The following is a 24,725-nucleotide window of genomic DNA, read 5'->3' as shown; positions in this document are numbered from 1 at the left end:
GCGTCAGGCGACCCCTTGGAATAGATCGTCTAGGCGAGGTAGCGAAGCCAGAGGTACGGCGTCGCGATGGCGACGGTGGCCGCGGTGACGACGAGGCCGTACTTGGTGAAGTGCCAGAACGAGATGGGCTTGCCTTCGCGCTGGGCGATGCCGAGCGCGACGACGTTGGCGGAGGCACCGATGGCGGTGGCGTTGCCGCCGAGGTCGGCTCCGAGGGCGAGCGCCCACCACAGCACGTGCGAGCCGGATCCGCCGCCGCCGGCCTGCACGAGATCGGCGACGATCGGGCTCATGGTCGCCACGTACGGAATGTTGTCGACGATCGCGGACAGGCCGGCCGAGCCCCACAGCAGCGCCATCGTCGCGGTGAGGTCCTGACCGCCGACCGCGTCGGTGGCGGCCTTCGCGAGGGCACCGATGACGCCGGTGTTGACCAGCGCGCCGACCATGACGAACAGGCCCGCGAAGAAGACCAGCGTCGGCCACTCCACGTCGCGTACGACTTCGCCGGCGTCCAGCCTGGACAGCGCGAGCAGCGCGAGCCCACCGACCAGCGCCACGACCGAGGGCTCCAGGTGCAGCGCGGTGTGGAGGACGAAAGCCGACAGGACCACGCCCAGCACAACGAGGGAGATCACCAGCAGGCGCGGGTTGTCGATGGCGTCGCGTTCGCGTAGCTCCATCACCGAAGCGGCTCGCTCGGCGTCGTAGTGGAGCGACCTGCGGAACAGCAGCCAGCACAGCCCGACGAACACCACGAGCATGACGAGCACGATCGGTGCGAGGTGCACCAGGAAGTCGTTGAACGTCAGGTCGGCGCGGCTGGCGATGATGATGTTGGGCGGATCGCCGATCAGGGTGGCCGTGCCGCCGATGTTGGACGCCATCACCTCGGCGATCAGGAACGGCGTCACCGGTGCGGCGAGCCGGTCGCACACGAGAAACGTGACGGGCGCGATCAACAGCACGGTCGTGACGTTGTCGAGCGCGGCGGACGCCACCGCCGTCACGATCACCAGCAGGACGAGAACACGAAACGGCCGGCCCCTGGCCCGTTTGGCGGCCCAGATGGCGACGAACTCGAACGCCCCGGTCCGCCGCAGCACCGCGACGATCAGCATCATGCCCAGCAACAGGAAGATGACGTTCCAGTCGATGCCCGCCAGCTCGGAGAAGAACGCGTGCTCGGCGTCGGTCGCACCGACGACGAGCATGATCGCGGCGCCGCCACAGACCACGGCCACGCGGGGAAGCTTCTCGGTGGCGATCAGAACATAGGCCGCCACGAACACGCCGACCGCGACCCAGGCGAGCAGGCTCACGTAGCCGCGATCCCAGCCGGACGAGCGTGGGTCTGCGTCTGCATCGGGAGGCTCCTGATCTGGCGTCGCTGAAGTATCCGCCGACCAGACTTCCCGGCACACCTCCGTCGACGATAGCGGACGAGCGGTTCATCGCCGACTGCCGGATCGGGCGACCTCGAACGCATCGGGCAGCGCCGGCTCGCCGGAACGCTCACGTCCGGACGGCCGGCCCGACGAGCGATGCACGTGCTCATCGACATGATGGCCGGTGCGGTGATGTACCGCGTGCTCCAGCCCGACCCACCAGACCGGACAGCGATGAAGCGATTCCTCCGCCACGTCTACCGGCAGATCGGCCTGCTGCGCGGATGATCGCGTTCGCGACGGCGGATCGGCTCACCCTGTACGGCGAACGATGCCGGACCGTAACGGTGCCAAGCAGGACTTGCGTTCGCTGTAACCAGCGGACGGGTGTCACGTCCTATTCTGCGAGGCGCGCGCATCGCACCTTGCCGGCGCCGGTTCCCCTCACCGGCGCCGGCCAGACCTCCGTCAGGCCGGCTTGACCGCGAACACGAAACGCTCGATGCTCATAGCGGTCAGGTCGCGGCCGGCAGGTGCGAAGTAGCGCTCGTGGTAGTCCTCGGCACCGACTTGCTCGCGCTCGGTCCAGCCGTAGCCTCGCAGGAAATCGGCGACTGCGGTGGGATGGAGGCCCCAGGTCCACACCTTGTCCTCGACCACCCACTTCCGGTAGGCTGGCTCCCAGCCGTCCAGCGCCTTGCCGTCGAGGAAGTCCTGGTCGACGTAGGTGAAGACCAGGCGGCTGCCAGCCGGCGCGTCCGCCAGGAACGAGAACAGCCGCTGCGCGGCATCGTCGGTGAGGTATTGCGTGACGGCCTCCACCACGAACATCGCCGACCGGTTCGGCTCGAACCCGTTCGCCGTAAGGCGTTCGGTGAGATCGTCGGTCTCGAAGTCGGTGGACACCTGCGTGACGTGGTCCGGTGTCCCGCCGAAGCGCTTGCGCAGAAGTTCCTGCTTGCGCGCGACATTGTCCGGCAGGTCGACCTCGTACGCCTCGGCGCCGGCCGGCCCGATCAGCCGGAACGAACGAGTGTCGAACCCCGCACCCAGGATGACGAACTGGCCGATGCCGGCTGCCAGCGCGTCGGTCACGGCGTCGTCGGCGTACCGCTTCCGCCCCACCATGCCGCCCCACAGGCCGGGCAACTGCTTGTCCAGCGACCTCACGATCACGCCACGCAGCCACGGCCAGCGCATGGCCCGCACGGTCAGCCGCACGCTGGATGACAGCATCGCGATCGCGTCCGGGTCGTCGGCGATCCGTTGCGCTGGTGGATAGTGCGCCTCCAGTGCGGGGAACATCATCGGCCCGTCGGCCGACCGCGCCTTGAACGTCCGCTTGCTCATCCCGCTCGCCCTTTCTCCGAAGTGGTACGGGGCATGGGTGGAGCGTCGGCGAACACCCGTTCCAGCCAGCCGAATACCTCCGTCGCCTCGCGCAACCGCCGGCCGCGCTCGGCCGGACCTGCGAGGTCAGCGCCGCCGGCGAGGATCTCGCGCAGCTCCCCCATCGACTCGATCTGCTGGCGGATCATCCGGCCGAAGGCTGCTTCGTCGGCGCGGTAGTAGACCGAACGGTCACCCGGCCTGGTGCGCTGGGTGAGAAAACCGATCTGCCCCAGCAGCCGCAGGTTGTTCGTCAACGACGCCCGGCTGGCGCCGATCGCCTCCGCGATCTGCGCGGCGGTCTGCTCCGGCGGGTCACAGATCATCAGCCACCCGAAGATCCGTCCCGCGATCATCGGCATCCGGTCCTGATCCCAGACATACTTGGCGATCCGTTCGACCCACTCCAGTACGTCAGCCTCGTCAGGCCGTCCCTCGCGGCGTGCCATCACTCACCCCTTTCGTGCTCGTGACGGGCTCGCGCATCAGGTGGACGGCCAGCAACGTGATCCACCCGAAGCCGAGCAGGAACGCGATGCGTTCCAGCCCGCCGGCCGGACCCGCCGTCAGCACGCCCACCGTTTCCAGCCGGTACACGATCCCCGCCGCCAGCGCCGAAGCCGCCACCAGGCAGCCCGTCACGGTGCTGTAGACCGTCCACCCGCGCCGCTCGTCTCGGCCGAACCGCCGCGCCAGCGCGAAGCAGGCGCCGATCAGGCCGGCGAACAGCAGGCTTCCGCCGAGCTGGTGCAGCCGGCCGTTTGCGCTGACCGTCTCGACCGCGGCCACGGGATATCCAAACGCCGGATCGGTGGGGAACACACCGGCCACCACGAGCCCGAGCCCCACCGCCGCGATCAGCCGCGGCCCCCAGGTCGCGCCGGCACCGGACACCAGCCGCCGCTTCACACCGACCGCGAACGCTGCGAGCACCAGGCCGCACAGCACATAGGTCAGTCGTTCGAGCCAGCCGAGCTCGCCCAGCGTCAACTGGCTCACTCCGTGGTGCCACGTGTCGTACCCGGAACGCGTCGAGCCGTCGACCCCGATCACCAGCAGCAGAAGCGGAGCCGCGACCGCGCCGGCCAACAGCAGCGGACGGGCGCGACGAGAAGACTCGAGCATGGCAGTGCCCTCCCGCCGACCAGGCTTCCCGGCACACCATCGGACTCCATTACAGTCATTTGACTATAGAGTGAAATCCGATCCGACCGCAAGCATCCCGGATCAGGCGTCCGGCAGGCTGGAGACCGCTAGCTCGGGCCGGCGTGATCCGGTGGCGCGGCGACCGGAGCGGGGGCAGGGTCGTCGTGGCGGAGCTCTTGCCTGAAGACCCGGATCGCCTGCCCGAGACCTTTGGCGGCCTTCGGCAGCCGGGTGGCACCGAACAGCAGGACGATGACGAGTCCGGTGATGAGCAGTTCGCTGGGTCCGATGTCACCCATGGGTTGCCGACCCTTCCAGACGTAGTTTCGGCCGCGACCGTACGACGCTTGGCTGGGAACCCCACCTGAACACGTGCACACCGTGGCTAGGTCTCGTCGAACGTGCGCAGCACGCGGCGACCGAGCGGGACCAGCCAGGCGGCGAGACACACCAGCCCGGCCGGCAGGGCGATGGCGTGGCCGCCGGCCCAGTAGCGGACGATCCAGTACGCCGGAAGCGGTGCCAGCAGCCAATCCAGCGGCCCGCCGAGCCACCACGCGGCGATCGGGAGGTACATCGGGAGGGCCAGCAGCTTGCCCGCGGTGACACCCTGCACCCGGCTGCGCGCCACCGCGAGCATCGCCAGCATCATCAGCGGCCCGAGCAGCGCGGCGATCGGCAGCGTCCAGAGTCCGGCCGCCGGTACGAGACCGCTCAGCGGCGCCGCGACCGCGAGTCCCGCGGCGCTCAGCACGGTCACGGCCGTGAGTCGGTAGACCAGGAACCGCCGGATGCCCAGGGGCGACGTCCGGACGACCGCCAGGGCCTGATCCTCGAGGTCGTCCAGGACGAGCAGCGCACCCGACATACCGAACGCCACCGGGACATGGACGACGACGGCGAGGATCACCAGTACCGGCTCGTACGGTGCCAGCTCCAGGCCGCGGCCACGCAGCCAGCCGGCCAGCGGCGGATAGCCGAAGCGGAGCGCGAGCGCCAGCAACAACGGGCTCAGCGCCACCATGGCCAGCATCGAGTCCCGGGTCACGTTGCGAAGGTCGGCGCGCGGGAACACCAGCCAGCGTGGCCGGGCCGGCAGCGGCCGCACCCGCGCGACCACGCGGCCGGGCACCGTGACGGAACGCCTGCGCAGCGACCCGGCGACGTATGCCGTCGTCGCCGCGGTGGCCAGCGCGAGATAGCCGAGCATCCAGCCGGCGGGGTACGGCTCGGTCCCGCGCAGCACCGCGAGCGCGCCGGTGGTGGGCACGGCGTACCACAGGGGCCCGGCCAGCAATCCGATCGACACCGCCAGCGGAACCGCGAACAGGACGACCATCGGTACTGCCAAGGCCACCATGAAGCTCACGAACTCGGCCTTCCGCCCGGCGATCTCGACCGCGACCGCGAGCAGGAGCAGGCCGCACAGGGCCGCCGTGAGCAGTCCATCACCCAGCCGCTCCAGGTGCCGGCCGGCCAGCAGGACAGGAACCGCGCTGACAGTGGTGATCACGCCGAGCGGCACCAGCTTCGCCGCGACGTACTCCCCCGACCGGATCGGACTCACGCCGAGCGCGGCCGTCGCACCCGTGGACCGGTCGGTGATGACCTGGGCTCCGACGAACAGCGTGCCGACCGTCATGATCTCCAGGAACAGCAGGTACGGCGCGGCGATCCGCGCCACGGGCACCGGCAGCAGGAGCAGCACGACGGACCAGAACCCGGCGAGCCCGAGCACCGCGGCCGGCACCCGTTGCCGCCAGAGCGTGCACGACTCCACGACCAGCAGCGCGCCCAGGCGTCCGGCCGTCGCGGCGCTCATCGCGCCGACTCGGTTCCGCCCGCGGTGACCGCGATGAACACCTCGGCCAGTGGAGCTTCCCGCGTGTGTACGGTCTGCACCCCGCCGGCGGCGAGCAGGGCCAGCAGGTCCGGGTGGTCGGTGGTGGGAAACTCCGCATGCCGTGCCTCACCACCCTGGAGGTACTCCACGACCACCGAACGGTGTCCGTGGGCGAGCCGGAGGCTGCGTGGCGTACCGGCCGCGACGATCACGCCGTCCCGCATGAACGCCACCCGGGAGCACAACTCCTCCACCGCCGGCATGTCGTGCGTCGTCACGAACACGGCGCGGCCCGCCTCTGCCTGCGCCCGGATCACCGCACGGATGTCGGCGGCGTTGGCCGGGTCCAGGCCCGAGGTCGGCTCGTCCAGGAAGAGGATGTCGGGCTGGTGCAGGATGGCCCGGGCCAGGTTGAGCCGCATCTTCATGCCCTTGGAGAACGTGGCGGCACGCTGGTCGGCGGCCTCGGCCAGCCCGACGGCCGCCAGCGCCTGGTCCGGACCGAGCACCGGACGCCGGTAGAGCGCGGCGAACGCGGCGAGGTTCTCCCTCGCCGTCAGCCGCGGAAAGTACGCGGGCAGCTCGAACCCCACACCGATCCGCTCGTACAACTCCGGCCCCCAGCTGCCGGCCGGCCTGCCGAGCACCTCGACCTCACCACCGAACCGGCGGTGCTGACCGGTCAGCACCCGCTGCGTCGTGGACTTGCCCGCGCCGTTCGGCCCGAGCAGGCCGAACACCTCGCCGGCCGACACCTCGAGATCGATGCCGGCCACCGCATCCCGCGCCGAGCCCCGGTAGCGAACAGTGAGCCCACGAACGACAATGGCACGTTTCTGCATCACGATGCAAGATTACATCTAGATGCACTTTTCTGCACCCGATTGCATAGGATGTCGTTCGTGGAACAGAGCCGGCCCGGACTACGCGAGCGCAAGAAGCAGCACACCCGCCAGGCGCTCACCGACGCCGCGCTCCGGCTGTTCGCCGAGAACGGCTACGACAAGACCACCGTCGCCGACATCGCCGCGGCCGCCGACGTCTCCACCCGTACGTTCTTCAGCTACTTCCGCGCCAAGGAAGACGTCCTCTTCGCCGGCGCCGACCAGCGCACGGCCGCCATCGCCGAAGCGTTCGACGCCGTACAACCCGAAAGCACCAGCCCGATCGACGCCCTGCGCCGGCTCGTCGACCACGTCCTCGACACCTCGCAGGAAGGAATCGCCGGCCCGGACCGCGGGCAGCGCATGGCCTACCTGCTCAGCAAACCCGAGCTCCAGGCGCAGGGACTGCAGCGGCTGCTCGCCGCCGAACGACTGATCGCCGAACGACTGCACCAGGCCTACCCCGGCCTCCTGGACGACACGCTCTCCCACGCCCTCTCCGGCGCCGTCGTCGGAGCGCTGGTCGGCGTCGTCCTCAGCCAAGCCGAACGTAACTCCTCCGAAGATATTCGCACCCAGATCCACAGGACCCTCGCCCTGCTGGAGAACGGGCTGCACAGCCTGCGCTGACGATCGCGCCGCGAGGCACGTTCACGGCCTACGGCGCGAACGACGTCAGCGGACCCGGATCGCTGTGATCGCGAAGCGTTCGACCTCCATCAGGTGTCCACCGGTTCGAGCGACCACGGTGAGCGCGGGATCGCTCGCGCCACTGAAGCTGACGGTCGCCTTCCACGGCTGGTTCTCACCACCCGCCGGCACCGGCCGGCTGCTGCCGAGTGGCTTTTCGGATGCGATCTGCCGAATCTCGACGACGAGGCTCTCGTCGACACCGGTGATCCGGCCACCGACCTGGACCGGCGACGTCACCCAGGCACCGTACTTCGGCCTGGTCAGCGTGAGATCACTGTCCTTGGTGCCGACGACCTCCCAGGGAGCGTCCCTGTCGGCGCCGTACTTCACCAGGTGGATGACCGCCGACACGAACGGCTTGTCCATGTCCTCGGTCACGAATCCCACGGACACCCAGGCGTGGTCGCCGCGGACGGTGTGCCCGACGACCTTGTCGATCTCGTCGAAGCCCAGGAACCCTGTGGTGAAGGCCAAGGCGGACTGGTCGGCGTCCAGGTGCCAGGGCTGGCTGCCGTTCCTACGGTATGCCGACTGCCAGGCAGCCACGTCGCTCAGCGAGCTGAACGGCCACAACGGCTGGTAGCCGAACGGCCTTGGCACCACGGTGGGCCGGGTCGTAGGGCACTGCTTCGGCGTTGGTGTCCGGGTCCGCGGCGACTGTGTGCACGTCGACCCAGGTGTGCTGGATGTCGTGGCCGACGGCGAATCGCCGGCCGAACCCGGCGGCTGGTCGCCGGAACCGCGCATCAGCAGGGACCCTGCGAGGATGCCGGCCGTCACGAGAATGACAGCGGCTGCCACCGCCGCCGCCATCCGATACCATCTCCGTCCGGGCTCGGCCCGGCCGTAGTTCGTACTCATCGCGCGCCTCCTTGTGGCGCATCGGAATCGTTGTGTGGCCTCAGGTTCGGTACTGCTCCGGCAGCGGGTTCGGAACCGGCTTGGTGTCGTCGTCGACGTAGTCCAGCAGGTTCACGACGTCGACTACGCCGTCGACGCAGCGGGTGAGGTTGGCGGCGATGGGGACGAGCGTCCTGCGTTCGACCTCACCGGACAGAGTCACGACACCCTCCTGCACGTCGACCAGCAGCGTCGCGGGATCCTCCCACAGGGCGTGCATCACGACGTCACGCACCACGCGTTCCCTGATCTGCTCGTCGGAGGCGAGGAAGGTACGCAGCAGGTCCGATCGGGTGACGACACCGGCGATCACGCCACCTTCGTCGACGACGACCAGTCTGGTGATGTGGTGGCCGGCGAGGGTGCGGGCAGCCGACTGCAGCGACGCGTCCGGCTTGATCGTGATCGCCGGTGCGCTCATCACCTCGGCGGCGGTACGCCCGCCGGCCTTCGCCCGTGCGGTCCGGCGCCAGCGTGCGAACCGTCCCGCCGGACCGGGCGCCCGAAACTCTTCCTTGCGTACGAGGTCCGTCTCCGAGACGACACCCAGCGGCCAGCCCGCGTTGTCGACGACGGGAACCGCGCTGATCCTGTGCCTGGCAAGCAATCTGGCGATGTCCTTGAACGGCGTCCGGGCGTCGACTGTGACGACATCCTTGGTCATCACGTCTTCGACGGTGGTGTATCTCCTCATGACGGCTGTCCCTCCTTGGTTGTGTGCGCGTCCTCTTCGCTGTCGTCGGTCCGGAACGTGAGCCGGTCGACGACACCGACCACGCCATCGACCGCGTTCACGGCCTGGACCGCGAACTCGGCGAAGCGTCTGCGTTCGAGCTCTCCGGTCAACGTGACGACGCCGTCGCGCACCCTCACGTGGACGACGAAGGGGTCATCCCAGAGCGCGTTCTCGACCAGGCTGCGCTGGACGGCCGCGTGCACGTCATGGTCGGACTGACGGAAGACGCTCAGCAGGTCCGTGCGAGTGACGATCCCGGCCAGCTCACCGCGGGTCGTGACGATCAGCCGGGTGACGTCGTGCTCCGCCATCAGGCCCGCGGCTTCTGGCAGCGAGGCTTCCGGGCGTACGGTGATCGCCGGCGAGCTCATCAGCCCGGCGGCGGTCCTCGCCTCCGCCTTGGAGCGGAACGCACGCAGCCGCGCGCGAGGCCAACGCTGCACCGGCGTCCTGCGCTGCAACTCCTCCTTGCGGATCAGGTCGGACTCCGAGACCACGCCCATGACCTGTCCTGTCTCGCCGACGACCGGTACAGCGCTGACCCGCCGCTCCGCCAGCAGCTCGGCCAGTCGCTTGAACCGCATGGTCGGCGGAACCGCGATGACGTCCGTGGTCATGACATCCGCGACGGTCTTCCGGTTGCGCATGACGCACACCTCCTCAGTGCCGGGTCGAGCAGACGCCGGTTGGTACTCATGACTCTTCCGTCCCCGTAAGCAGGAACTCGGCGATCGGCCGGCGCGGCGTCGGCAGGACGAACGGTCCGAACCCGAGCCGGAGGAGTGCTTGCGGCTCCGGCCGTCCGGACAACGGGTCGCAGATCATCCAGCGCAGGCCGCGATGCGCGACCGCCGCCGTGAGCAACGACATCGCCACGCGACGTTTGGTCGCCGTGAGCCAGACTCGCTGCAACGCGATGCCTGCCAGCAGTCGATCCGCTTGGTCGTCGGTCTTCGTCGAGAGCACCGCGAGGCTGGTCCCGGCGTTCGCGAGCAGGCCGGGCGCGAGCGAGCTGGACGGGACCCCGTCGGCGGTTCGCTCGCCACCGACCCAGCGCCTGCGCTCGACGACCTTGCGCGGATCGCAGGCGTCGTCGGCCAGAGCGTCGGACTCCAGCCGGAGCAGCCAGCGCGCGCGAGCGCTGTCCTCGGCCCATTCCAGTTCGGCGCCCTCGGCAGCCGCGGCCGTACGCAGATCCTCGCGCAGCAACGCTGTCGTGACCGCCGCGTAGAACGGCTGCCGATTCGTGCGACGCGTCGCGACACTGGGATAGAGCCTGGCGAGCAGGCCGACCTCCGGTGAGGCCTCCCGCTCCAGCGTCAACCGCACCGACGACAGCTCCTCACTGCCGCTCGGCAGCGGTCCGAGTCTGGCGCGCAACCCTTTACGCGCGGCGGCCACCTGGAGATTGAGAACGACCGCGCCCAGGGAAAGCAGGGCAGCCCGGCCGTCAGGGTCCTCGGCCGGAAGCTCCCTGGCGACATCCCGATAGACATCGACGCAGTCGCCGGAGAATCCGAACAACCACGGTTGTGTGTTGTGCATCGAAGGCGCCAGCACGGCTGCTCTCAGCAGATGGTCGCGCAACTCGGCCTGGAAACGGGTCATTTCAGCTCTCCTCATGAGATGCCTTCGAATCCAGCCTGACGCGACTGGGGCCGTTCCACACCCGGCGAGTGACCCGCATCGGTTCGCCCTACGGCCCGGGTCGGCACGTCCGCACGCCTCTGTCGCCTGGGCGGACGTGGTGATGGGCTTGCTGTAGACCAGACCGAGGTGATGGCATGGAAGAGCAGGTGCTGATCCCACCGATCGTCGTCGGCATCGACGGGTCGCCCGCGAGCGCGCCCGCACTTGTCTGGGCAGCGGAAACCGCCGCCCTGCGGAGATGTCCGTTGCATGTCGTGCATGCCGTGCGGGTCGGGGAGTTCGACACCGACGCGCAGAGCCAGAAGCTCCTCGCCTGGGCCGACCGTCGGCTCACCCGCTTTGGGACCCGGCTGCTCGACGTCACGATGTCCGTACGCCAAGGCGATGCCGCCGCGGTCTTGTCGCACGCGGCCGAGGAGGCGCAGCTGCTCGTGCTCGGCAGGCGCGGGTATGGCCGGGATCCGGAGGCGCTGCTCGGCTCGACCGCACTGGCGTGCACGACGGACTCGCCTGGACCGACAGTCGTCGTTCCGCCTGAGTGGCGGGCGTTTCGTCGTGGCGTTCCGGAGGGCGGCGGTGGTTGTCTCGTCGTCGGCGTCGGCGGATCGCCCCACAGCCAGGCGCCCGTCGAGTTCGCCTTCTCCGAAGCGGCCCAACGCCAGGTCGCGTTGACGGCCGTCCACGCCGGACCTCCGGAGCAGGACGCTCTGCTGTTCGCCGACGCGCTGGCCGGCTGGCGGGAGAAGTATCCGGAGGTCGCCGTCACCGAACGGGTCGAGCTCACCTATCCCGCGACCGCGCTGATCCGTGCCGCCGCCCACGCCGACCTGCTCGTCGTCGGAGCCCCAGGTCACGAGTGTGCCGGATCGCCGTTGGGCTCGAGCACCCAGACAGTGCTGCGGCACGCGGCCTGTCCGGTCGCCGTCGTACCAAGCCCGAAGGAGCGAACATCATGAACGGCTCGGGCCCATCCGAACCCATCACCGTCGGAGTCGACGGATCCGTCACCGGACTGCGGGCGCTGGACTGGGCTGCCGCCGAGGCCTCGCTGAGCGGCTGCCCGCTCCGGCTGGTCCATGCCTACCAGCCGGCCATCAGCAGAGCACCCGGACTACCCGCCTCCACCAGAGTCCTCGCCCACGCGAACGGCCGGCAGATCCTGGACGCCGCCCGGTCTCACCTGGCCGCCGAACAGCCGCGCAGCGCCGAGGTCGCGTCCGTGCTTTGCGAGGGCATTCCCGCGAAGGTCCTGTTCGACGAGGCGCTGAGCTCGAGGTCGAGGGCGCTGGTCGTCGGAAGCCGCGGGCTCGGGCCCCTGGCCAGGATCGCGATCGGCTCGACGTCGGTGGCTTGCGCGGCCCGGGGCAGGTTCCCGGTCGTGGTCGTGCCACCTGGCTGGAAGGCCGGGCAGGGCCGCGGCGAGCGCGTCGTGGTCGGCGTGGATTACACGGGACACGGCGAGACCGCGGTCGGATACGCGTTCGACTTCGCGTACCAACACGGGCTGGAGCTGCTGGGCGTGACGTGCTGGGAGCCAGAAAACCCCTACGCCCGCGACGCTTCGACGCGCGCCCGCCAGCTGCGTGCGGGCGCCGTGGCAGCCAAGCTACGCCTGGACTCCGTGCTCGCACCGTGGCGGGACAAGTACCCCGGTGTACGGGTCCGCACCGCAACACCGCTGCTGCCGCCGGTGATCGCGCTGGCCGAGCACTCCCGCGGCGCCGACCTGGTGGTGATCGGCGGCCGCCTGTCCGGGCCGATCCGCGGCCGCGTCCTCGGTTCGGTGGCTCGCGGGATCCTGCGCCACTCCGCATCGCCGGTCGCGGTCGTACGTGGCTGAGCGTCCGAGGCGTGACGATGGTGGTGTCCGGAGCCAGGTCTCCGGACGACCGACAGGGTAAGTTCCTGATGTGTCAAGTGAGAGCGGCCGATCGTCGCGGTCGGCCGGGAGGTTGCGCAGGTTGGCACCAGGAATCGGCCGGTTGCGCCGGTACGAGCGCGGCTGGTTGCGCGGAGACGTGTTGGCCGGCCTCACCGTCGCGGCCTACCTCGTGCCGCAGGTGATGGCCTACTCCTCGCTGGCCGGCCTGCCCGCCGTCGCCGGCCTGTGGGCGATCCTGCCCTCCCTGCTGATCTACGCCGTGTTCGGCTCCAGCCGCCAGCTGTCCGTGGGGCCCGAGTCGACGACCGCGCTGATGACGGCGATCGTCGTTGCACCGCTGGCAGCGGGAAACGCCGCCCGCTACGCCGTCCTGGCGGCGGCCCTCGCCGTCGCCGTGGGCGTCCTGGCGTTAGCCGCGTGGGCGCTCCGGCTCGGGTTCGTGGCAGACCTGCTGTCACAGCCGATTCTCGTCGGATACCTCGCGGGCGTCGCGATGATCATGATCGCGGGTCAGCTGGAGAAGGTCACCGGTGTGCCCGTCGACGGTGACGGCTTCTTCGCCGAGCTGGCGTCGTTCGCCGGTGGGCTCGGTGACCTGCGGGCCGGAACGCTGGCGCTGGCCGGGCTGAGCCTGGCGTTGCTGTTCGCCGTTCAGGTGTGGCTGCCGCGGACTCCCGGACCGCTCCTCGTGGTGCTGATCGCCACGATCGCAACCGTGGCGGCCGACCTCGAGCAGTACGGCATCCGCGTCGTTGGCGACGTTCCGGCCGGCCTCCCCTCGTTCGGCCTGCCCGCGCTCGACGTCCTGCCCGCCCTGTTGCTGCCCGCGGTCGGCGTCTTCCTGGTCGGCTACACCGACAACGCTCTGACGGCGAGGGCGTTCGCCTCCCGTGGCGGCTACCGGATCGACCACAACCAGGAGCTTCTCGCGCTCGGAGCGGCGAACCTGGGTGCGGGGATGTTCCACGGGTTCCCGGTCAGCAGCAGCGGCAGCCGTACGACCCTCGGCGACGCCGCTGGAAGCCGTACGCAGCTGCACTCGCTCGTCGCGGCAGCCGCCGTGGCCGCCGTGCTGTTGTTCCTCTATCCCCTGCTCTCCCGCTTCCCGACGGCCGTGCTCGGCGCGATCGTCATCTACGCGGCGATCCGGCTCATCGACTTCGCGGGCTTTCGTCGCCTGGCGACGTTCCGGCGCAGCGAGCTGGTGCTGGCGCTCGCCGCGTTCGCGGGCGTGCTCGCGTTCGACATCCTGTACGGCATCCTCGCCGCCGTCGTCCTGTCCGTCGCCGAGCTGCTGGCGCGGGTCGCCCGTCCGCACGACGCGATCCTCGGCCGCGTACCCGGCCTGGCCGGCATGCACGACGTCGACGACTATCCCGAGGCGAAGACCATTCCAGGGCTCGTGGTCTACCGCTACGACTCGCCGCTGTTCTTCGCCAACGCGGAAGACTTCAAGCGACGCGCACTCGCCGCGGTCGACGACAACGAGAGTCCGGTCGCGTGGTTCGTTCTCAACGTCGAAGCCAACGTCGAGGTCGACATCACCGCACTCCAGGCGCTCGACGAGCTGAGAACCGAGCTCACCAAGCGCGGCGTCGTCCTCGCCCTCGCCCGGGTCAAGCAGGACCTCCTCGACGACCTCCGGGCGTTCGGACTGGCCGACGCCATCGGCCCCGAGCGCCTCTTCCCCACCCTGCCGACCGCCGTCGAGGCCTACGAGCGATGGGTCCGGGAGCAGCCCGCCGAAGAGGCTGGCTAGAGCTCGTCCCGGATGTTGCCGGCCACCAACGGCACAACGGCGGCGACGGGGGCCGAGAGTCCTACGCCGAAGCCGAACTCCGCGCCCTCCACCGCGTAGATGACGAGCCGGTCCGGCAGGCGGCCGAGGGCGGCGCCCAGGTCGACGGCTTCGCCGAGGCCGAGGCCGTGGCTGCTCGCCTGCCCGGCCGGCAGTCGCAGGTCGCCGGCTTCGACGCGGTGGACCTTTCCCGGCGACGGTGGGTGGGCGTGCACGGCGTCGACCACGACCGCGAGTGCGGCGCCGTCCCACAGGTCGATGAGCTCCGCCACGTCGCCGTCGGACTCGGCGAGGTGGGTGCCGGGCGGCAGGTCCAGCTCCCGCAGCCGCGCGAGCACCGCCGCGGCCACGGCGTCGTCGTGCCGGTATGGGTTTCCGACGGCGATGACCACGCTGCGCGGGCTCATCGGCGTTCGACCGTCAGGTCCAGGAAGTGCGTGGCGCAGGAGATGCAGGGGTCGTAGTTGCGGATCGCCTGCTCGCACTGGAGCGTGAGCGCCTCGTCGTCGAGGGTCAGCCGGTCCTGGACGAACGCGCGCAGGTCGGCCTCGATGCTGGCCTGGTTCTGCGACGTCGGCGGCACGATCCGGGCGGCGACGATCGAGCCGTCGGCGGACAGGTCGTAGCGATGGTAGAGCACGCCACGCGGCGCCTCCGTGACGCCGACGCCCCGTCCGGCTGCCGGCGGCACGGAGACAAACGAGGGTGTGAAGGGCTCGTACGCCTCGACCAGCCGCAGCGCCTCCTCGATGGCGTAGAGCAGCTCGACGCTGCGGATCACGATGCTCTGGAACGGGTTGTGGCACGACTCCCCCAGCCCAGCCTCGCGGGCAGCCTCCCGGCACAGCGGGGAAAGCCTGTCCTGGTTGAGGTTGTAGCGCGCCTCCGGCCCGGTGAGGTAGCGCCGGCCGCCTTCGAGGTGGGCATGCAGTGCCGTCGAGTGCGGCACCTGCGACTCCGTGACGTACGCCTCGAAGTCGGCCGCCGGGAACGACAGCCCGCTGGACGAACGCAGCTCGCCGCGTTCGATCGCGTACGTCTCGGGTACGCTCAGTGCGACCAGCTCGTGGTCGTGCCGGAAGTCCGGGAAGTCCAGCCCGCCGGCCATCCGCACGGTCTCCAGCGCGAGATCCAGCGCACGACGCAACGGCTCCCGCAGCGCCCGCATCGCCTCCGGCGCCGGCGCCCGGTAGAAGCCACCGACCCGAACGTTCACCGGATGGATCGCCCGGCCGCCGACGACCTCCAGCAGCTGGTTGCCGACCTTCTTCAGCGCCAGCCCGCGCTCGACCAGCTCCCGGTGGTCGCGGGCCATCTCCACCGCACCGGCGTAGCCGAGGAAGTCGGGCGCGTGCAGCAGATAGATGTGCAGGGCATGGCTCTCGATCCACTCGCCGCAGTACAACAGCCTCCGCAGGTCCGCGATCGCACCCTCGACCGGCACGCCGCAGGCGTCCTCGATCGCCTGGCACGCACTCATCTGGTATGCCACGGGGCAGATGCCGCAGATCCGGGCCGTGATGTCGGGCGGCTCGGTGTAGCGGCGACCGCGCAGGAACGCCTCGAAGAACCTCGGCGGTTCGTAGATGTTGAGCTCGACCCGCTCCACCCGGCCGTCCGAGACGACGACGTGCATCGCCCCTTCACCCTCGACCCGCGCGAGCCCGGCCACGTGCAGCGCACGGTCGTTGCGGTGACTCATCCTTCGCCCTCCCCTCGGTTCGAATCCAGATCGGCCCACGCCGGCGCCGCGGCGTTGAACGTATGGAAAACGCGATCCACGTCGACCGACGGCATGCCGAGATCGATCAGCCGCCTGCCGAGCGCCCTGGCATTCGGCGACTCCATCGGCCCGAAGCAGCCGTAGCAACCGCGGCCGACAGCGGGGCACAGCGCGCCACAGCCAGCGTGGGTCACAGGCCCGAGACACGGGATGCCGTCCGCGACCAGCACGCAGGTGATCCCGCGTGCCTTGCAGTCGTGGCACACGCTGTGCGCCGGGATGTTCGGCGGCCGGCCCGTCAGCAGCGCCGTCAGCACCTCGAGCAACTGGTGCTTGTCGATCGGGCAGCCCTGGAGTTGGTAGTCGACCTCGACGTGCGCGGCGATCGGCGTGGACTCCCGCAGCGTCGCGATGTAGTCCGGCCGGGCATAGACCACGGAGGCGAACTCGTCGACGTCGGCGAAGTTGCGCAGGGCCTGGATGCCGCCGGCCGTCGCGCACGCACCGATCGTCACGACCGTACGCGAGATCTCCCGGACGTGGCGGATCCGCTCGACGTCGTGTGGCGTGGTGACCGAACCCTCCACCAGCGAGACGTCATAGGGCCCCTCGCCGACGTGCCGGGTGGCTTCCAGGAAGTGCTCGATGCGCACGTTCCCCGCCAGCGTGAGCAGCTCGTCTTCACAGTCCAGCAACGTGAGCTGGCAGCCGTCGCAGGAGGCGAACTTCCAGACCGCCAAGCTGGGAATGGACGACTCGGTCATCACAGCTCCCGTACCGTCAGCAGGGGCGCCGCGTGCGCCAGGTCGAACACCGGCCCGTCGCGGCAGATGAGGTATGGGCCGAGCTGGCAGTGCCCGCACAGCCCAACCCCACAACGCATGTTGCGCTCCAGCGAGACCCGGATCGAGGTCGACGGCAGTCCGAACCGAACCAGTTCGCTCGCGACCGCGCGCATCATGACCTCGGGCCCGCAGACGAACGCCGTTGTTCCGTTCTTGTTGGGTGGAGCCTCGAAAGCCACCCTGCCGAGCAGTGCCGTCACCAGGCCGACGTCGCCGTGCCAGCCCGCCATCGCGCGGTCGACGGTCACCGCCACGTCGACGTCGACCCGGCGACTCCAGTCCTCGACACTGTCCCTCAGGATCAGGTCGTCGGGGGTGCGCGCACCGATCAGGACGGTGATCCGGCCGAAACCGTCCCGTTTGGCCAGCGCCTGCAGGATCGCGGGCCGCAGTGGTGCGAGTCCGATGCCGCCGGCGACGAACACCAGGTCCTGGCCGGCCGCTTCGGGCACACCCCAGTCGTTGCCGAACGGCCCACGCACGCCCAGCAGGTCACCGACCTCCGCCGCCCGCAGCGCCTTCGTCACCGGCCCGACTTCGCGAAGCGTGTGGACCAGCGCGGAGCCCTCGTCCGGATCGCCGCTGATGGAGATCGGCACCTCACCTGTGCCGAACGAGGTGAGCATCGTGAACTGGCCGGGCTCGAAGCGCAGCAGCTCGGTGTCGACGGGCTCCAACTCGAGCGTCACGGTGTCCGCGGTCTCCTCCTGGCGCGCCGCCACTCGGTATCGCACCGGCGTCGTCCCAGAACTTGTCGCGGCGGTCATGTTCCACTGCCCGTGGCCGCGTAGATGTCGAGCAGCCGCATCCGGGTGGCCTGCAGCCGGTGGAGGGCGACCTTCGCGAACCGCTCGTACATCGCCATGCCGAGCATGTTGTCGAGCGTGCAGAGCACCCGAAGGGACTTCGCCTCGACGACGATCGCCCTGGTGTCCTCGACCGCCACCGCGCCGAACTGCCAGCGGTACGGCGGGAACAGCCAGGACCAGCCGAGGATGTCACCCGCTCCGATCGTCTCGACGAGCAGGTCGCCGCGGCCGGGTGAGTGCAGGTCGAGGTTGACCCGGCCGGAGAGGAGCAGCCAGAACCGGTCCGCGTCACCGTCGACGTCGAAGACCCGCTCGCCCGCACGCAGCGTGACGTGGCTCGAGAACGCCGCGATCGCGGAGATGGAACGCGGCCTGAGCCCTTGCAGGAAGGGATGCGCCGCCAGCTCGATCGCTACTGTCCCTGTCATCGCGATGATTCCTCCGCGTTCTGCTCGGCATGCAGCGCCGCCGCTTCCTCCGTGATGTCGATGCCGACCGGGCACCAGGCGATGCATCGCCCACAGCCCACACAGCCGGACGAGCCGAACTGGTCGTACCACGTGCTGAGCTTGTGGCTCATCCACTGCCGGTAACGGCTCTTGGACGACTCGCGTACCGAACCGCCGTGGAGGTAGGAGAACGTGAGGTCGAAGCAGGAGTCCCAGCGCTGCCAGCGTTCGGTGTGGTCGCCGGTGAGATCGGTGACCTCCTCCGTCGTCGTGCAGAAGCAGGTCGGGCAGACCAGCGTGCAGTTTCCACAGGTCAGGCAGCGCGACGCCACGTCGTCCCAGCGCGGGGACTCCCGGCTGTCGACCAGAAGCTGGCGCAGATCGGCCTCGGGCATCAGGCGGCCCATGTGCCGCGCCGCGTCGGCGACGGCGCCACGTGCCTCTTCGACGTCGTCCTGCGGTGCCGGACGGGCCGGCAGCTCGGCCAGCACGGCGGTACCCCGGTCCGATCCGGCCCTCACCACGAACCGGTGGTCCGCTCCCGGCAGCTCGACGAGCGCCAGGTCGTAGCCGGAGTCCGCGGCCGGCCCGGTCCCCATCGACGCGCAGAAGCAGGTCTCGCCCGGGACGGTGCACTCGGCCGTCACCACGAACACGTCCATGCGCCGCGAACGGTAGCCCTCGTCGGTGTGGTCTCCGCCGGAGAGGACACGGTCGAGGATCTGGATCGCGCGCAGGTCGCACGGCCGCACGCCGACGAACGCGTACTTGACGATGGGGCGCTCCGGCTCCTTCGGCGCGTACCCGTCGGCCCGGTCGGCCGACCACATCAGCTCCCGCGGCGGATGCAGGAACCGCTTCCAGGACTGCGGTCCGCAGGAGTTCGCGAACGCGGCACCGTCTGGCCGCTCGCGTAGCCGGTAGCTTCCAGGACCGAGCTCTACGCCCCAGCCCCACGGCAGCCGCGAGGCGTCGTCGAGCTCCGCCAGCACGATCGCGTCGTCCCGCACGGTCGGCCCGATGATCTGATAGCCCTGCGCCAGCAGCACGTCGAACAGAGCATCGAGATCCGGCCGGTTCAGCACCACTTGGTGATCGCCACTCATGTCTTCACCCGCTCGATCCGGAACACTGGAACGCCGGCGGCGATCGGCTCGAAGTCCGCCAGGGCCGCGTGCCGGTCGACCGCGATGTGCGGCCGGGCGCCCGGAGCCACTGCCAGGAACCGCCGGATGATCGCCGGCCGATCCGGAGCCGGCACCTCCTCCAGCTCCACCGTTTCGGGCCGGCCACGTCGCAGCACGGCCCTGCCGTCCGCGGCCCGGACATTGCGCACCCAGTTGGTGTGCTCACCGAGCATCGCCACGAGATACTCCTGGCCGGCGTAGTCGGCGATCACGACGGGGAACGAGATGACCCGGCCGCTGCGCCGTCCCTCGACCTGGAGCGCCGCGACGCGCTCCCGCTTGAGCCCGGTGCCGAACACGACAGCGGAGAGGCGATTCTGCAGCCGGGCGAAGCGGTTCGGGCGCCCACCTCGATACAGCCACCGAAGGTACCGATCGTGCCACCTCATCAGCGGTTCTGATCCGGTGTGTGGACGACCGTGACCGGGCAGCGGGCATGGTGCAACACGCCCTGGCCGACCGAGCCGAGCAGCGTTCCGGTCAGTGCGTGCCGGCCGCGCGCGCCGACGACCAGCAGGTCGGCTTCCGCGGCCTGCTCCACCAGCGTCGCTGTCGGCTGCCCTTCGACGACTCGCTGCTCGATGGTGACAGCCGGGTACTTGCCCTGCCAGGCGGACACCGCGGCCGAAAGCGCGGCCTGCGCCCGCTGGAACTCCTCCTCCGTCACGCCGTCGAGCCGGTGGGCGCGAACGATCGGATGCGGGTTCCAGCACAGGACCGCGCGAACGGGAAGGCCGCGCCTGGACGCGTACTCCAGCGCGAACTCCAGCACCTCGTCCGAGGCGTGTTCGTCATCGATGCCGACGACCACGGGCGCAGGCTGGTCCGCCTCGCCGCCAGGCCCGCGTACGACGACGACCGGGCAACTCGCCCGGGCGGCGACCGCGGAGCTGACCGAACCCAGCAGCGCACCGGCGACGGCGCCGAGCCGCCGGGATCCGAGCACCAGCAGCGAAGCCTTCGTCGACTCGGCCAGCAGTACGCGTGCGCTGCGGCCTTCGACGGCCTCGCCGGTGACGTCCACGTCGACCGCGAGCTCCTCCGCCTCGACCAGTGCGCGCTGGATCACGCCCTTGGCGTAGGCGACGATGCCGGAGGTGTCGTACTCCCCCTCCGTCGGATACCAGCTCGGCGGGTAGCCCGGCGGCAGGCTGTACGCGTGCACCAGGCGAACAGAAAGCTTCCTGCCGCGGGCCTCGTCGAGTGCCCATCGGGTGGCTGTGGCGCTCTCGACGCTTCCGTCCACACCGACGACTATGGGTCCAGGTTGGTACGCCTGCTCAGCCATGGCCGGCTCCTCAGCTCGTTGAGGTTGAGATCTCGATGTCGACCTGCGGTGTGGTCCGCAGGCTGTTGTGCACGGTGCAGTGCGAGACCACAGCGCGCAGTGCGTTCACCCGTTCCGGCGGCAGGTCACGCGCCAGCCTCACGGTGAGCCGAACGGACTCGATCCGGGCCGGGCCGGTCTCCGCCATCGTGAACTCGCCACGCACGGACAACCCGGCTCGCGGGTAGTTGTGCCGGACGAGGTATCTGCCGGCGTAGTAGGCGGCGCACGATGCCAGTGAGGCGACGAACAGCTCGACCGGCGTGGGCGCCGAGTCGGTGCCCTGATAGCGCGGCTGGTCCACCCGGAGCCGGTGGCCCCGGACCTCTATGTCGTACGCCTCACCCTCGGCGAACGTGACGTCGACGGCCTCCGGAGGCTTCACGAGCGCGTCGCGCAGGGTCTGCTTGGTTTCTGGTCGGAGCATGACGATCACCTGGAAGTCCGATCGTGGCGAACCGAGCCCGGCCAGAACGGACGTCCGGCGCGGAATCGCATGGATACATAGGCCCGCAGCACGTGGTTGCCGGTCGCCCACAGCGGAGACATCCGCACCGAGTCGAGCGCGAGCCGGCTCGCGACCGCGCGCCCGCCCGGCCCGAGCTGTGCCGCGATCCCATCGGCGACGACTCCGGCCTGAGCCAGCGCGGGAAGTGCCTGCCTGACCGGCGAGTCTCCGGCGTCACCCGGAGCGTAGATCCCCGGGTGATGGACGACCTGCCGGGAGACCGGATCGGTGCGGACGAAGCCACGGGCGTCCGCCGGCAGCGCCGGGTAGACGACAGCCGGTGCCACCGGCGGGTACGAGACGAGGAGGTCGTACTCCTGGTTCGAGCCGTCCTCGAACTCCACGCAGTGGCCGATCACCTTGCCGGCGATCCGATGTCTGCTGAAGGAGATGCCGTGGGAGCCGAGCTCGCGGACCGCCAGCTCCCGGACGCCGGGCTCGTCTCCGCTGAGGAGGGCCGGCTCCCAGGTCGCCAGGTGCAGCTCGACCCGGTCGCGAACGTCGCGCTTGCGGAGGAACGTGTCGGCTCGCAGTGCGGTCTCGTAGACCGGCCCGGAGTCGGTGCGTCCCGGCGGGACGAGGAACAGCACCCGCCGGCGCTGGCCCTGGTCGGCCCAGGCAGCCAGCGTCCGTAGCCTCCAGCCGAGCTCACGGACGCGAGCCGGACTGTCGATCGTCGCGGCGAAGTCGCCGAGTCCTGGCAGCTCTTCCGGGGACGTCGTCGCGCCGGTGGCGATCACCAGGAAGTCGAACGGAAGGCGCGTGCCGTCGACCAGGGAGACCCGGTCCAGTGCGGGGTCCACCTGGCTCACCCGTCCTTGGAGGAACGTGATGTCCCTGCGCAGCAAGGGCCTTCGGATTGGCACGTACAGACGTCGTTCCGCGCCACCGAACGGAATCTCCACCAGGCCGGGCTGGTAGAGGAAGCGGTCGTGATCGGAGACCAGGGTGATGTCGGCATCGACACCGTAGCGATGCCGCAGGGTGAATGCCGTCTCCAGGCCGGCGAACCCACCACCGAGGATCAGCACCTTCGGTCTTGCCGTCATGACTACAGTCCATCCGATCGGCGCCGGTGCCAGTAGGGCCGATCATCCGCACTGGGTGCGTCCGGATGTCCCGGCGGTTCAGGGACCCGAGCTCAGCAGATACGCGGCAGCTGTTCGCCGATCAGCATGTCGACCACGCGCTCGGCACCCACCAGCGTGCGAGCCGTCACGCGGCCAGGGTGGCGATCCACCACCTCACCGATCCGGGTCGCCTGCTCACCGGCCGGATCGGACCGCATCGCCGCCAGCACTTCGTCCGCGACCGCGGGTGCGCAGAACGCCACCAGGCAACCCTCGTTGGCCACATGCAGCGGGTCGAGACCGAGCATCTCGCAGGCGGCCGCGACCGCCTGCGGCACCGGAACGGCCGGCTCGTCGAGCACGACTCCCACCTCGGAGGCCTGGGCGATCTCGTTGACCGCCGACGCCAGACCGCCCCGGGTCGGGTCACGCAGGACGTGGACGTCCGTCCCACCGGCGTCAACGATCGCTTGCACCAGCCGGTGCAGTGGCCGGGTGTCCGAGGCCACGTCGGACTCGAAGCCAAGACCTTCCCGGGTGCTCAGCACCGTGACGCCGTGCAGTCCGATCGGCCCGGACAACAGGACGACGTCGCCGGGGCAGGCGTAGGACGCCGACAGCCGCGCGCGCGGCAACCGCACGCCGATGCCCGTCGTGGTCACGAACATGCCGTCGGCCGCGCCACGCCCGACCACCTTGGTGTCGCCGGTGACGACGGGAACGCCGGCTTCCTGCGCGGCCTCCCCCACCGACGTCACGACCCTGCGCAGGTCGGCGAACGGGAAACCCTCCTCGATGACGAACGCGAGGGAAAGCGCCCTCGGGGACCCTCCGCGCATCGCCACGTCGTTCACCGTGCCGTGCACGGCCAGCCGGCCGATGTCGCCACCGGGGAAGAACAACGGGCTCACCACGAACGAGTCCGTGCTCATCACCAGGTCCAGACCGTTCACAGACAGCAGGGCCGCGTCCTCCAGCGGACCGGCAGCCGCCGACGCTCCAAGTGCGGGAACGATGAGCTCGTGCAGCAACGAGGCCGACAGTTGCCCGCCGGATCCGTGGCCGAGCAGGATGCGTTCGGCTTCGGCTTGCGGAGTCGGGCAGACCAGCTGACTCGGGTCCGCGGCGGTGGATGTCATCGTGTTCTCCCAGCGCTGTAGTAGGCGGCACACGTGCCCTCGGTCGACACCATCGGCGCACCGAGTGGCATGCGAGGCGTGCAGCGGGTTCCGTAGGCCGTGCAGTCGGTCGGCACCTTCGCGCCGGTGAGGATCTGCCCCGCGATGCACTCCTGGTGCTCGACCGCGTGGACGTCCTCGACACCGAACTTGCGTTCCGCGTCGAACGCGGCGAACTCCTCGGCCAGCCGGAGGCCGCTGTCCGGTATGCCGCCGATTCCCCGCCAGGTGCGGTCACCGATCCGGAACACACGCCGGATCGCGTCCTGGGCCGAGGTGTTCCCGCTACGTTTGACCGCGCGGGCGTACTGGTTCTCGACCTCCGCACGCCCCTGCTCCAGCTGCCGGACAGCCAGCACGATGCCCTCCAGCAGATCCAGTGGCTCGAAGCCCGTGACGACGATCGGCACGTGGTACTTCTCGGCGATCGGCTCGTACTCCGTCCAGCCCATCACCGCGCAGACGTGCCCGGCGGCCAGGAAGCCTTCCACCTCGCAGGCCGGCGACTCCAGGATCGCGGTCATGGCGGGTGGTACGAGCACGTGACTCACCAGCACGCTGAAGTTGGTCAACCCGAGATCGGACGCGTGCTGCACGGCCATCGCGTTGGCCGGCGCGGTGGTCTCGAATCCGACGGCGAAGAACACCACCTGTCGTTCGGGTTCGCGCACCGCCAGTTGCACGGCGTCGACCGGTGAGTACACCACCCGGACGTCCGCGCCGCGCGCCTTCAACGACAGCAGATCGGTGTGGGTGCCCGGCACGCGCAGCATGTCGCCGAACGAGGTGAACGTCACCTCCGGCCGGGCCGCGATCGCCAGCGCCTTGTCCAGCAACTCCAGCGGTGTCACGCACACCGGACAGCCCGGGCCGTGGATCATCCGCATCCCCGCCGGCAGCAGCTCGTCGATTCCCTGCCTGACCAGGGTGTGGGTCTGGCCGCCGCACACCTCCATCAGGCTCCAGGGCCGGGTCGCCGTCTGCCGGAGCTCGGCGAGCAGCCGCCGGGCCAGCACCGGATCGCGGTACTCGTCGAGATACTTCATCCGGCCCCACCCGTCTGTGGTAGTGGTTGTCCGAGCTCCGACTCGATGGCTCCGTCCATGGCGCGCAGCACGTCGAGCGTGCGGTGCGCCTCCTGCTCGTCGACCTGTGCGATCGCGAAGCCGACATGCACGATGACGTAGTCGCCGGCCTCGACTGCGGGAACGTAGGCGAGGCAGACGTCCTTGCGGATTCCGCCGAAGTCGACCTGGCCCATCGCCAGGCCGTTCGTCTCGTGCAGGGACACGACCCTGCCTGGGATGCCGAGACACATGG

29 protein-coding genes are annotated in these 24,725 nt (G+C 69.9%); 5 read left to right on the top strand and 24 right to left on the bottom strand.

Annotated elements, in window-relative coordinates; genetic code table 11:
- Positions 1–29 precede the first annotated feature (29 nt).
- Complete coding sequence (locus tag ACYVF6_RS38865) at positions 30–1,322, bottom strand: ArsB/NhaD family transporter (protein WP_460529303.1); 1,293 nt, start codon at positions 1,320–1,322, stop codon at positions 30–32.
- Between the two features lie 222 nt (positions 1,323–1,544).
- Between ACYVF6_RS38865 and ACYVF6_RS38860 the strand changes: the two genes are divergently transcribed.
- Positions 1,545–1,676: a hypothetical protein gene (locus ACYVF6_RS38860; protein ID WP_460529300.1), complete on the top strand. Its 132-nt coding sequence runs from the start codon at positions 1,545–1,547 to the stop codon at positions 1,674–1,676.
- Between the two features lie 180 nt (positions 1,677–1,856).
- Here the strand turns inward: ACYVF6_RS38860 and ACYVF6_RS38855 are convergent, their stop codons facing one another.
- The 6 genes from ACYVF6_RS38855 to ACYVF6_RS38830 form a co-directional block, all read right to left on the bottom strand.
- Entirely contained in the window at positions 1,857–2,738 is an 882-nt protein-coding gene (locus ACYVF6_RS38855) for a class I SAM-dependent methyltransferase (protein ID WP_460529297.1), read from the bottom strand.
- Positions 2,735–3,226 carry a GbsR/MarR family transcriptional regulator gene (locus ACYVF6_RS38850; protein WP_460529294.1) on the bottom strand — a complete coding sequence of 164 codons (492 nt, stop codon included), beginning with the start codon at positions 3,224–3,226 and terminating at the stop codon, positions 2,735–2,737. The genes ACYVF6_RS38855 and ACYVF6_RS38850 overlap by 4 nt, the downstream gene beginning before the upstream one ends.
- Entirely contained in the window at positions 3,201–3,902 is a 702-nt protein-coding gene (locus tag ACYVF6_RS38845) for a DUF998 domain-containing protein (RefSeq protein WP_460529291.1), read from the bottom strand. Before ACYVF6_RS38845 ends, ACYVF6_RS38850 begins: the two co-directional genes overlap by 26 nt.
- Positions 3,903–4,030: 128 nt before the next feature.
- Positions 4,031–4,222, bottom strand: a complete 192-nt coding sequence (locus ACYVF6_RS38840; protein WP_460529288.1) for a Sec-independent protein translocase family protein — start codon at positions 4,220–4,222, stop codon at positions 4,031–4,033.
- Positions 4,223–4,308: 86 nt separating this feature from the next.
- Positions 4,309–5,745: a fluoroquinolone export ABC transporter permease subunit gene (locus ACYVF6_RS38835; protein WP_460529285.1), complete on the bottom strand. Its 1,437-nt coding sequence runs from the start codon at positions 5,743–5,745 to the stop codon at positions 4,309–4,311.
- Entirely contained in the window at positions 5,742–6,608 is an 867-nt protein-coding gene (locus ACYVF6_RS38830; RefSeq protein WP_460530499.1) for an ABC transporter ATP-binding protein, read from the bottom strand. Before ACYVF6_RS38830 ends, ACYVF6_RS38835 begins: the two co-directional genes overlap by 4 nt.
- A gap of 60 nt (positions 6,609–6,668) precedes the next feature.
- Between ACYVF6_RS38830 and ACYVF6_RS38825 the strand changes: the two genes are divergently transcribed.
- Entirely contained in the window at positions 6,669–7,280 is a 612-nt protein-coding gene (locus ACYVF6_RS38825; protein WP_460529282.1) for a TetR/AcrR family transcriptional regulator, read from the top strand.
- A gap of 45 nt (positions 7,281–7,325) precedes the next feature.
- Here ACYVF6_RS38825 and ACYVF6_RS38820 read toward each other — a convergent pair whose 3' ends face one another.
- Genes ACYVF6_RS38820 through ACYVF6_RS38805 form a run of 4 tightly spaced genes read right to left on the bottom strand, consistent with a single transcriptional unit; the run spans position 7,326 to position 10,587 of the window.
- Positions 7,326–8,204, bottom strand: a complete 879-nt coding sequence (locus ACYVF6_RS38820; protein WP_460529279.1) for a hypothetical protein — start codon at positions 8,202–8,204, stop codon at positions 7,326–7,328.
- Positions 8,205–8,244: 40 nt separating this feature from the next.
- A complete protein-coding gene (locus ACYVF6_RS38815) occupies positions 8,245–8,937 on the bottom strand; it encodes a CBS domain-containing protein (protein WP_460529276.1) in 693 nt (230 codons plus the stop codon).
- Positions 8,934–9,626: a CBS domain-containing protein gene (locus ACYVF6_RS38810; RefSeq protein WP_460529273.1), complete on the bottom strand. Its 693-nt coding sequence runs from the start codon at positions 9,624–9,626 to the stop codon at positions 8,934–8,936. The genes ACYVF6_RS38815 and ACYVF6_RS38810 overlap by 4 nt, the downstream gene beginning before the upstream one ends.
- 46 nt (positions 9,627–9,672) lie before the next feature.
- Positions 9,673–10,587, bottom strand: a complete 915-nt coding sequence (locus tag ACYVF6_RS38805) for a nitroreductase family protein (RefSeq protein WP_460529270.1) — start codon at positions 10,585–10,587, stop codon at positions 9,673–9,675.
- A 176-nt stretch (positions 10,588–10,763) separates the two neighbouring features.
- On the opposite strand from ACYVF6_RS38805, the gene ACYVF6_RS38800 reads away from it, so the two are divergent.
- The 3 genes from ACYVF6_RS38800 (at position 10,764) to sulP (ending at position 14,270) form a co-directional block, all read left to right on the top strand.
- On the top strand, positions 10,764–11,585 hold the full coding sequence (locus ACYVF6_RS38800; protein ID WP_460529267.1) for a universal stress protein: 822 nt from the start codon (positions 10,764–10,766) through the stop codon (positions 11,583–11,585).
- Positions 11,582–12,469, top strand: a complete 888-nt coding sequence (locus ACYVF6_RS38795; protein ID WP_460529264.1) for a universal stress protein — start codon at positions 11,582–11,584, stop codon at positions 12,467–12,469. Before ACYVF6_RS38800 ends, ACYVF6_RS38795 begins: the two co-directional genes overlap by 4 nt.
- 121 nt (positions 12,470–12,590) lie before the next feature.
- On the top strand, positions 12,591–14,270 hold the full coding sequence (sulP, locus tag ACYVF6_RS38790) for a sulfate permease (RefSeq protein WP_460529261.1): 1,680 nt from the start codon (positions 12,591–12,593) through the stop codon (positions 14,268–14,270).
- Here the strand turns inward: sulP and ACYVF6_RS38785 are convergent.
- The 13 genes from ACYVF6_RS38785 to ACYVF6_RS38725 all read right to left on the bottom strand — a co-directional run bounded on the left by ACYVF6_RS38785 (position 14,267) and on the right by ACYVF6_RS38725 (position 24,723).
- On the bottom strand, positions 14,267–14,716 hold the full coding sequence (locus ACYVF6_RS38785) for a hydrogenase maturation protease (RefSeq protein ID WP_460529258.1): 450 nt from the start codon (positions 14,714–14,716) through the stop codon (positions 14,267–14,269). The genes sulP and ACYVF6_RS38785 overlap by 4 nt on opposite strands.
- A complete protein-coding gene (locus ACYVF6_RS38780; RefSeq protein ID WP_460529255.1) occupies positions 14,713–16,011 on the bottom strand; it encodes a Ni/Fe hydrogenase subunit alpha in 1,299 nt (432 codons plus the stop codon). Before ACYVF6_RS38780 ends, ACYVF6_RS38785 begins: the two co-directional genes overlap by 4 nt.
- The gene (locus ACYVF6_RS38775) at positions 16,008–16,796 is read right to left on the bottom strand and encodes an NADH-quinone oxidoreductase subunit B family protein (protein WP_460529252.1); all 789 of its coding nucleotides are present in this window, start codon (positions 16,794–16,796) and stop codon (positions 16,008–16,010) included. Before ACYVF6_RS38775 ends, ACYVF6_RS38780 begins: the two co-directional genes overlap by 4 nt.
- Positions 16,796–17,611 carry an FAD/NAD(P)-binding protein gene (locus ACYVF6_RS38770; RefSeq protein WP_460529249.1) on the bottom strand — a complete coding sequence of 272 codons (816 nt, stop codon included), beginning with the start codon at positions 17,609–17,611 and terminating at the stop codon, positions 16,796–16,798. The genes ACYVF6_RS38775 and ACYVF6_RS38770 overlap by 1 nt, the downstream gene beginning before the upstream one ends.
- Positions 17,612–17,640: 29 nt before the next feature.
- Positions 17,641–18,114, bottom strand: a complete 474-nt coding sequence (locus ACYVF6_RS38765) for a cyclic nucleotide-binding domain-containing protein (protein WP_460529246.1) — start codon at positions 18,112–18,114, stop codon at positions 17,641–17,643.
- The gene (locus tag ACYVF6_RS38760; protein WP_460529243.1) at positions 18,111–19,241 is read right to left on the bottom strand and encodes a 4Fe-4S dicluster domain-containing protein; all 1,131 of its coding nucleotides are present in this window, start codon (positions 19,239–19,241) and stop codon (positions 18,111–18,113) included. The genes ACYVF6_RS38765 and ACYVF6_RS38760 overlap by 4 nt, the downstream gene beginning before the upstream one ends.
- Positions 19,238–19,711 (bottom strand): PNPOx family protein, encoded by a 474-nt coding sequence (locus tag ACYVF6_RS38755; RefSeq protein ID WP_460529240.1) that lies wholly within the window; start codon positions 19,709–19,711, stop codon positions 19,238–19,240. Before ACYVF6_RS38755 ends, ACYVF6_RS38760 begins: the two co-directional genes overlap by 4 nt.
- Positions 19,711–20,610, bottom strand: coding sequence for a universal stress protein (locus ACYVF6_RS38750; RefSeq protein WP_460529237.1), 900 nt, complete (start codon positions 20,608–20,610; stop codon positions 19,711–19,713). Before ACYVF6_RS38750 ends, ACYVF6_RS38755 begins: the two co-directional genes overlap by 1 nt.
- 10 nt (positions 20,611–20,620) lie before the next feature.
- Positions 20,621–21,076 carry an OsmC family protein gene (locus tag ACYVF6_RS38745; protein ID WP_460529234.1) on the bottom strand — a complete coding sequence of 152 codons (456 nt, stop codon included), beginning with the start codon at positions 21,074–21,076 and terminating at the stop codon, positions 20,621–20,623.
- Between the two features lie 5 nt (positions 21,077–21,081).
- A complete protein-coding gene (locus ACYVF6_RS38740; protein ID WP_460529231.1) occupies positions 21,082–22,206 on the bottom strand; it encodes an NAD(P)/FAD-dependent oxidoreductase in 1,125 nt (374 codons plus the stop codon).
- 92 nt (positions 22,207–22,298) lie between these two features.
- Positions 22,299–23,366: a HypE family hydrogenase expression/formation protein gene (hypE, locus tag ACYVF6_RS38735; protein ID WP_460529228.1), complete on the bottom strand. Its 1,068-nt coding sequence runs from the start codon at positions 23,364–23,366 to the stop codon at positions 22,299–22,301.
- Entirely contained in the window at positions 23,363–24,451 is a 1,089-nt protein-coding gene (hypD, locus tag ACYVF6_RS38730; protein WP_460529225.1) for a HypD family hydrogenase formation protein, read from the bottom strand. Before hypD ends, hypE begins: the two co-directional genes overlap by 4 nt.
- A complete protein-coding gene (locus ACYVF6_RS38725) occupies positions 24,448–24,723 on the bottom strand; it encodes a HypC/HybG/HupF family hydrogenase formation chaperone (RefSeq protein ID WP_460529223.1) in 276 nt (91 codons plus the stop codon). The genes hypD and ACYVF6_RS38725 overlap by 4 nt, the downstream gene beginning before the upstream one ends.
- Positions 24,724–24,725 lie beyond the last annotated feature (2 nt).

The sequence above is a fragment of the Flindersiella endophytica genome (assembly GCF_054779015.1).
Note: the sequence above shows the minus strand (reverse complement) of the source record. Positions and strands in the feature narration are given on the sequence as shown.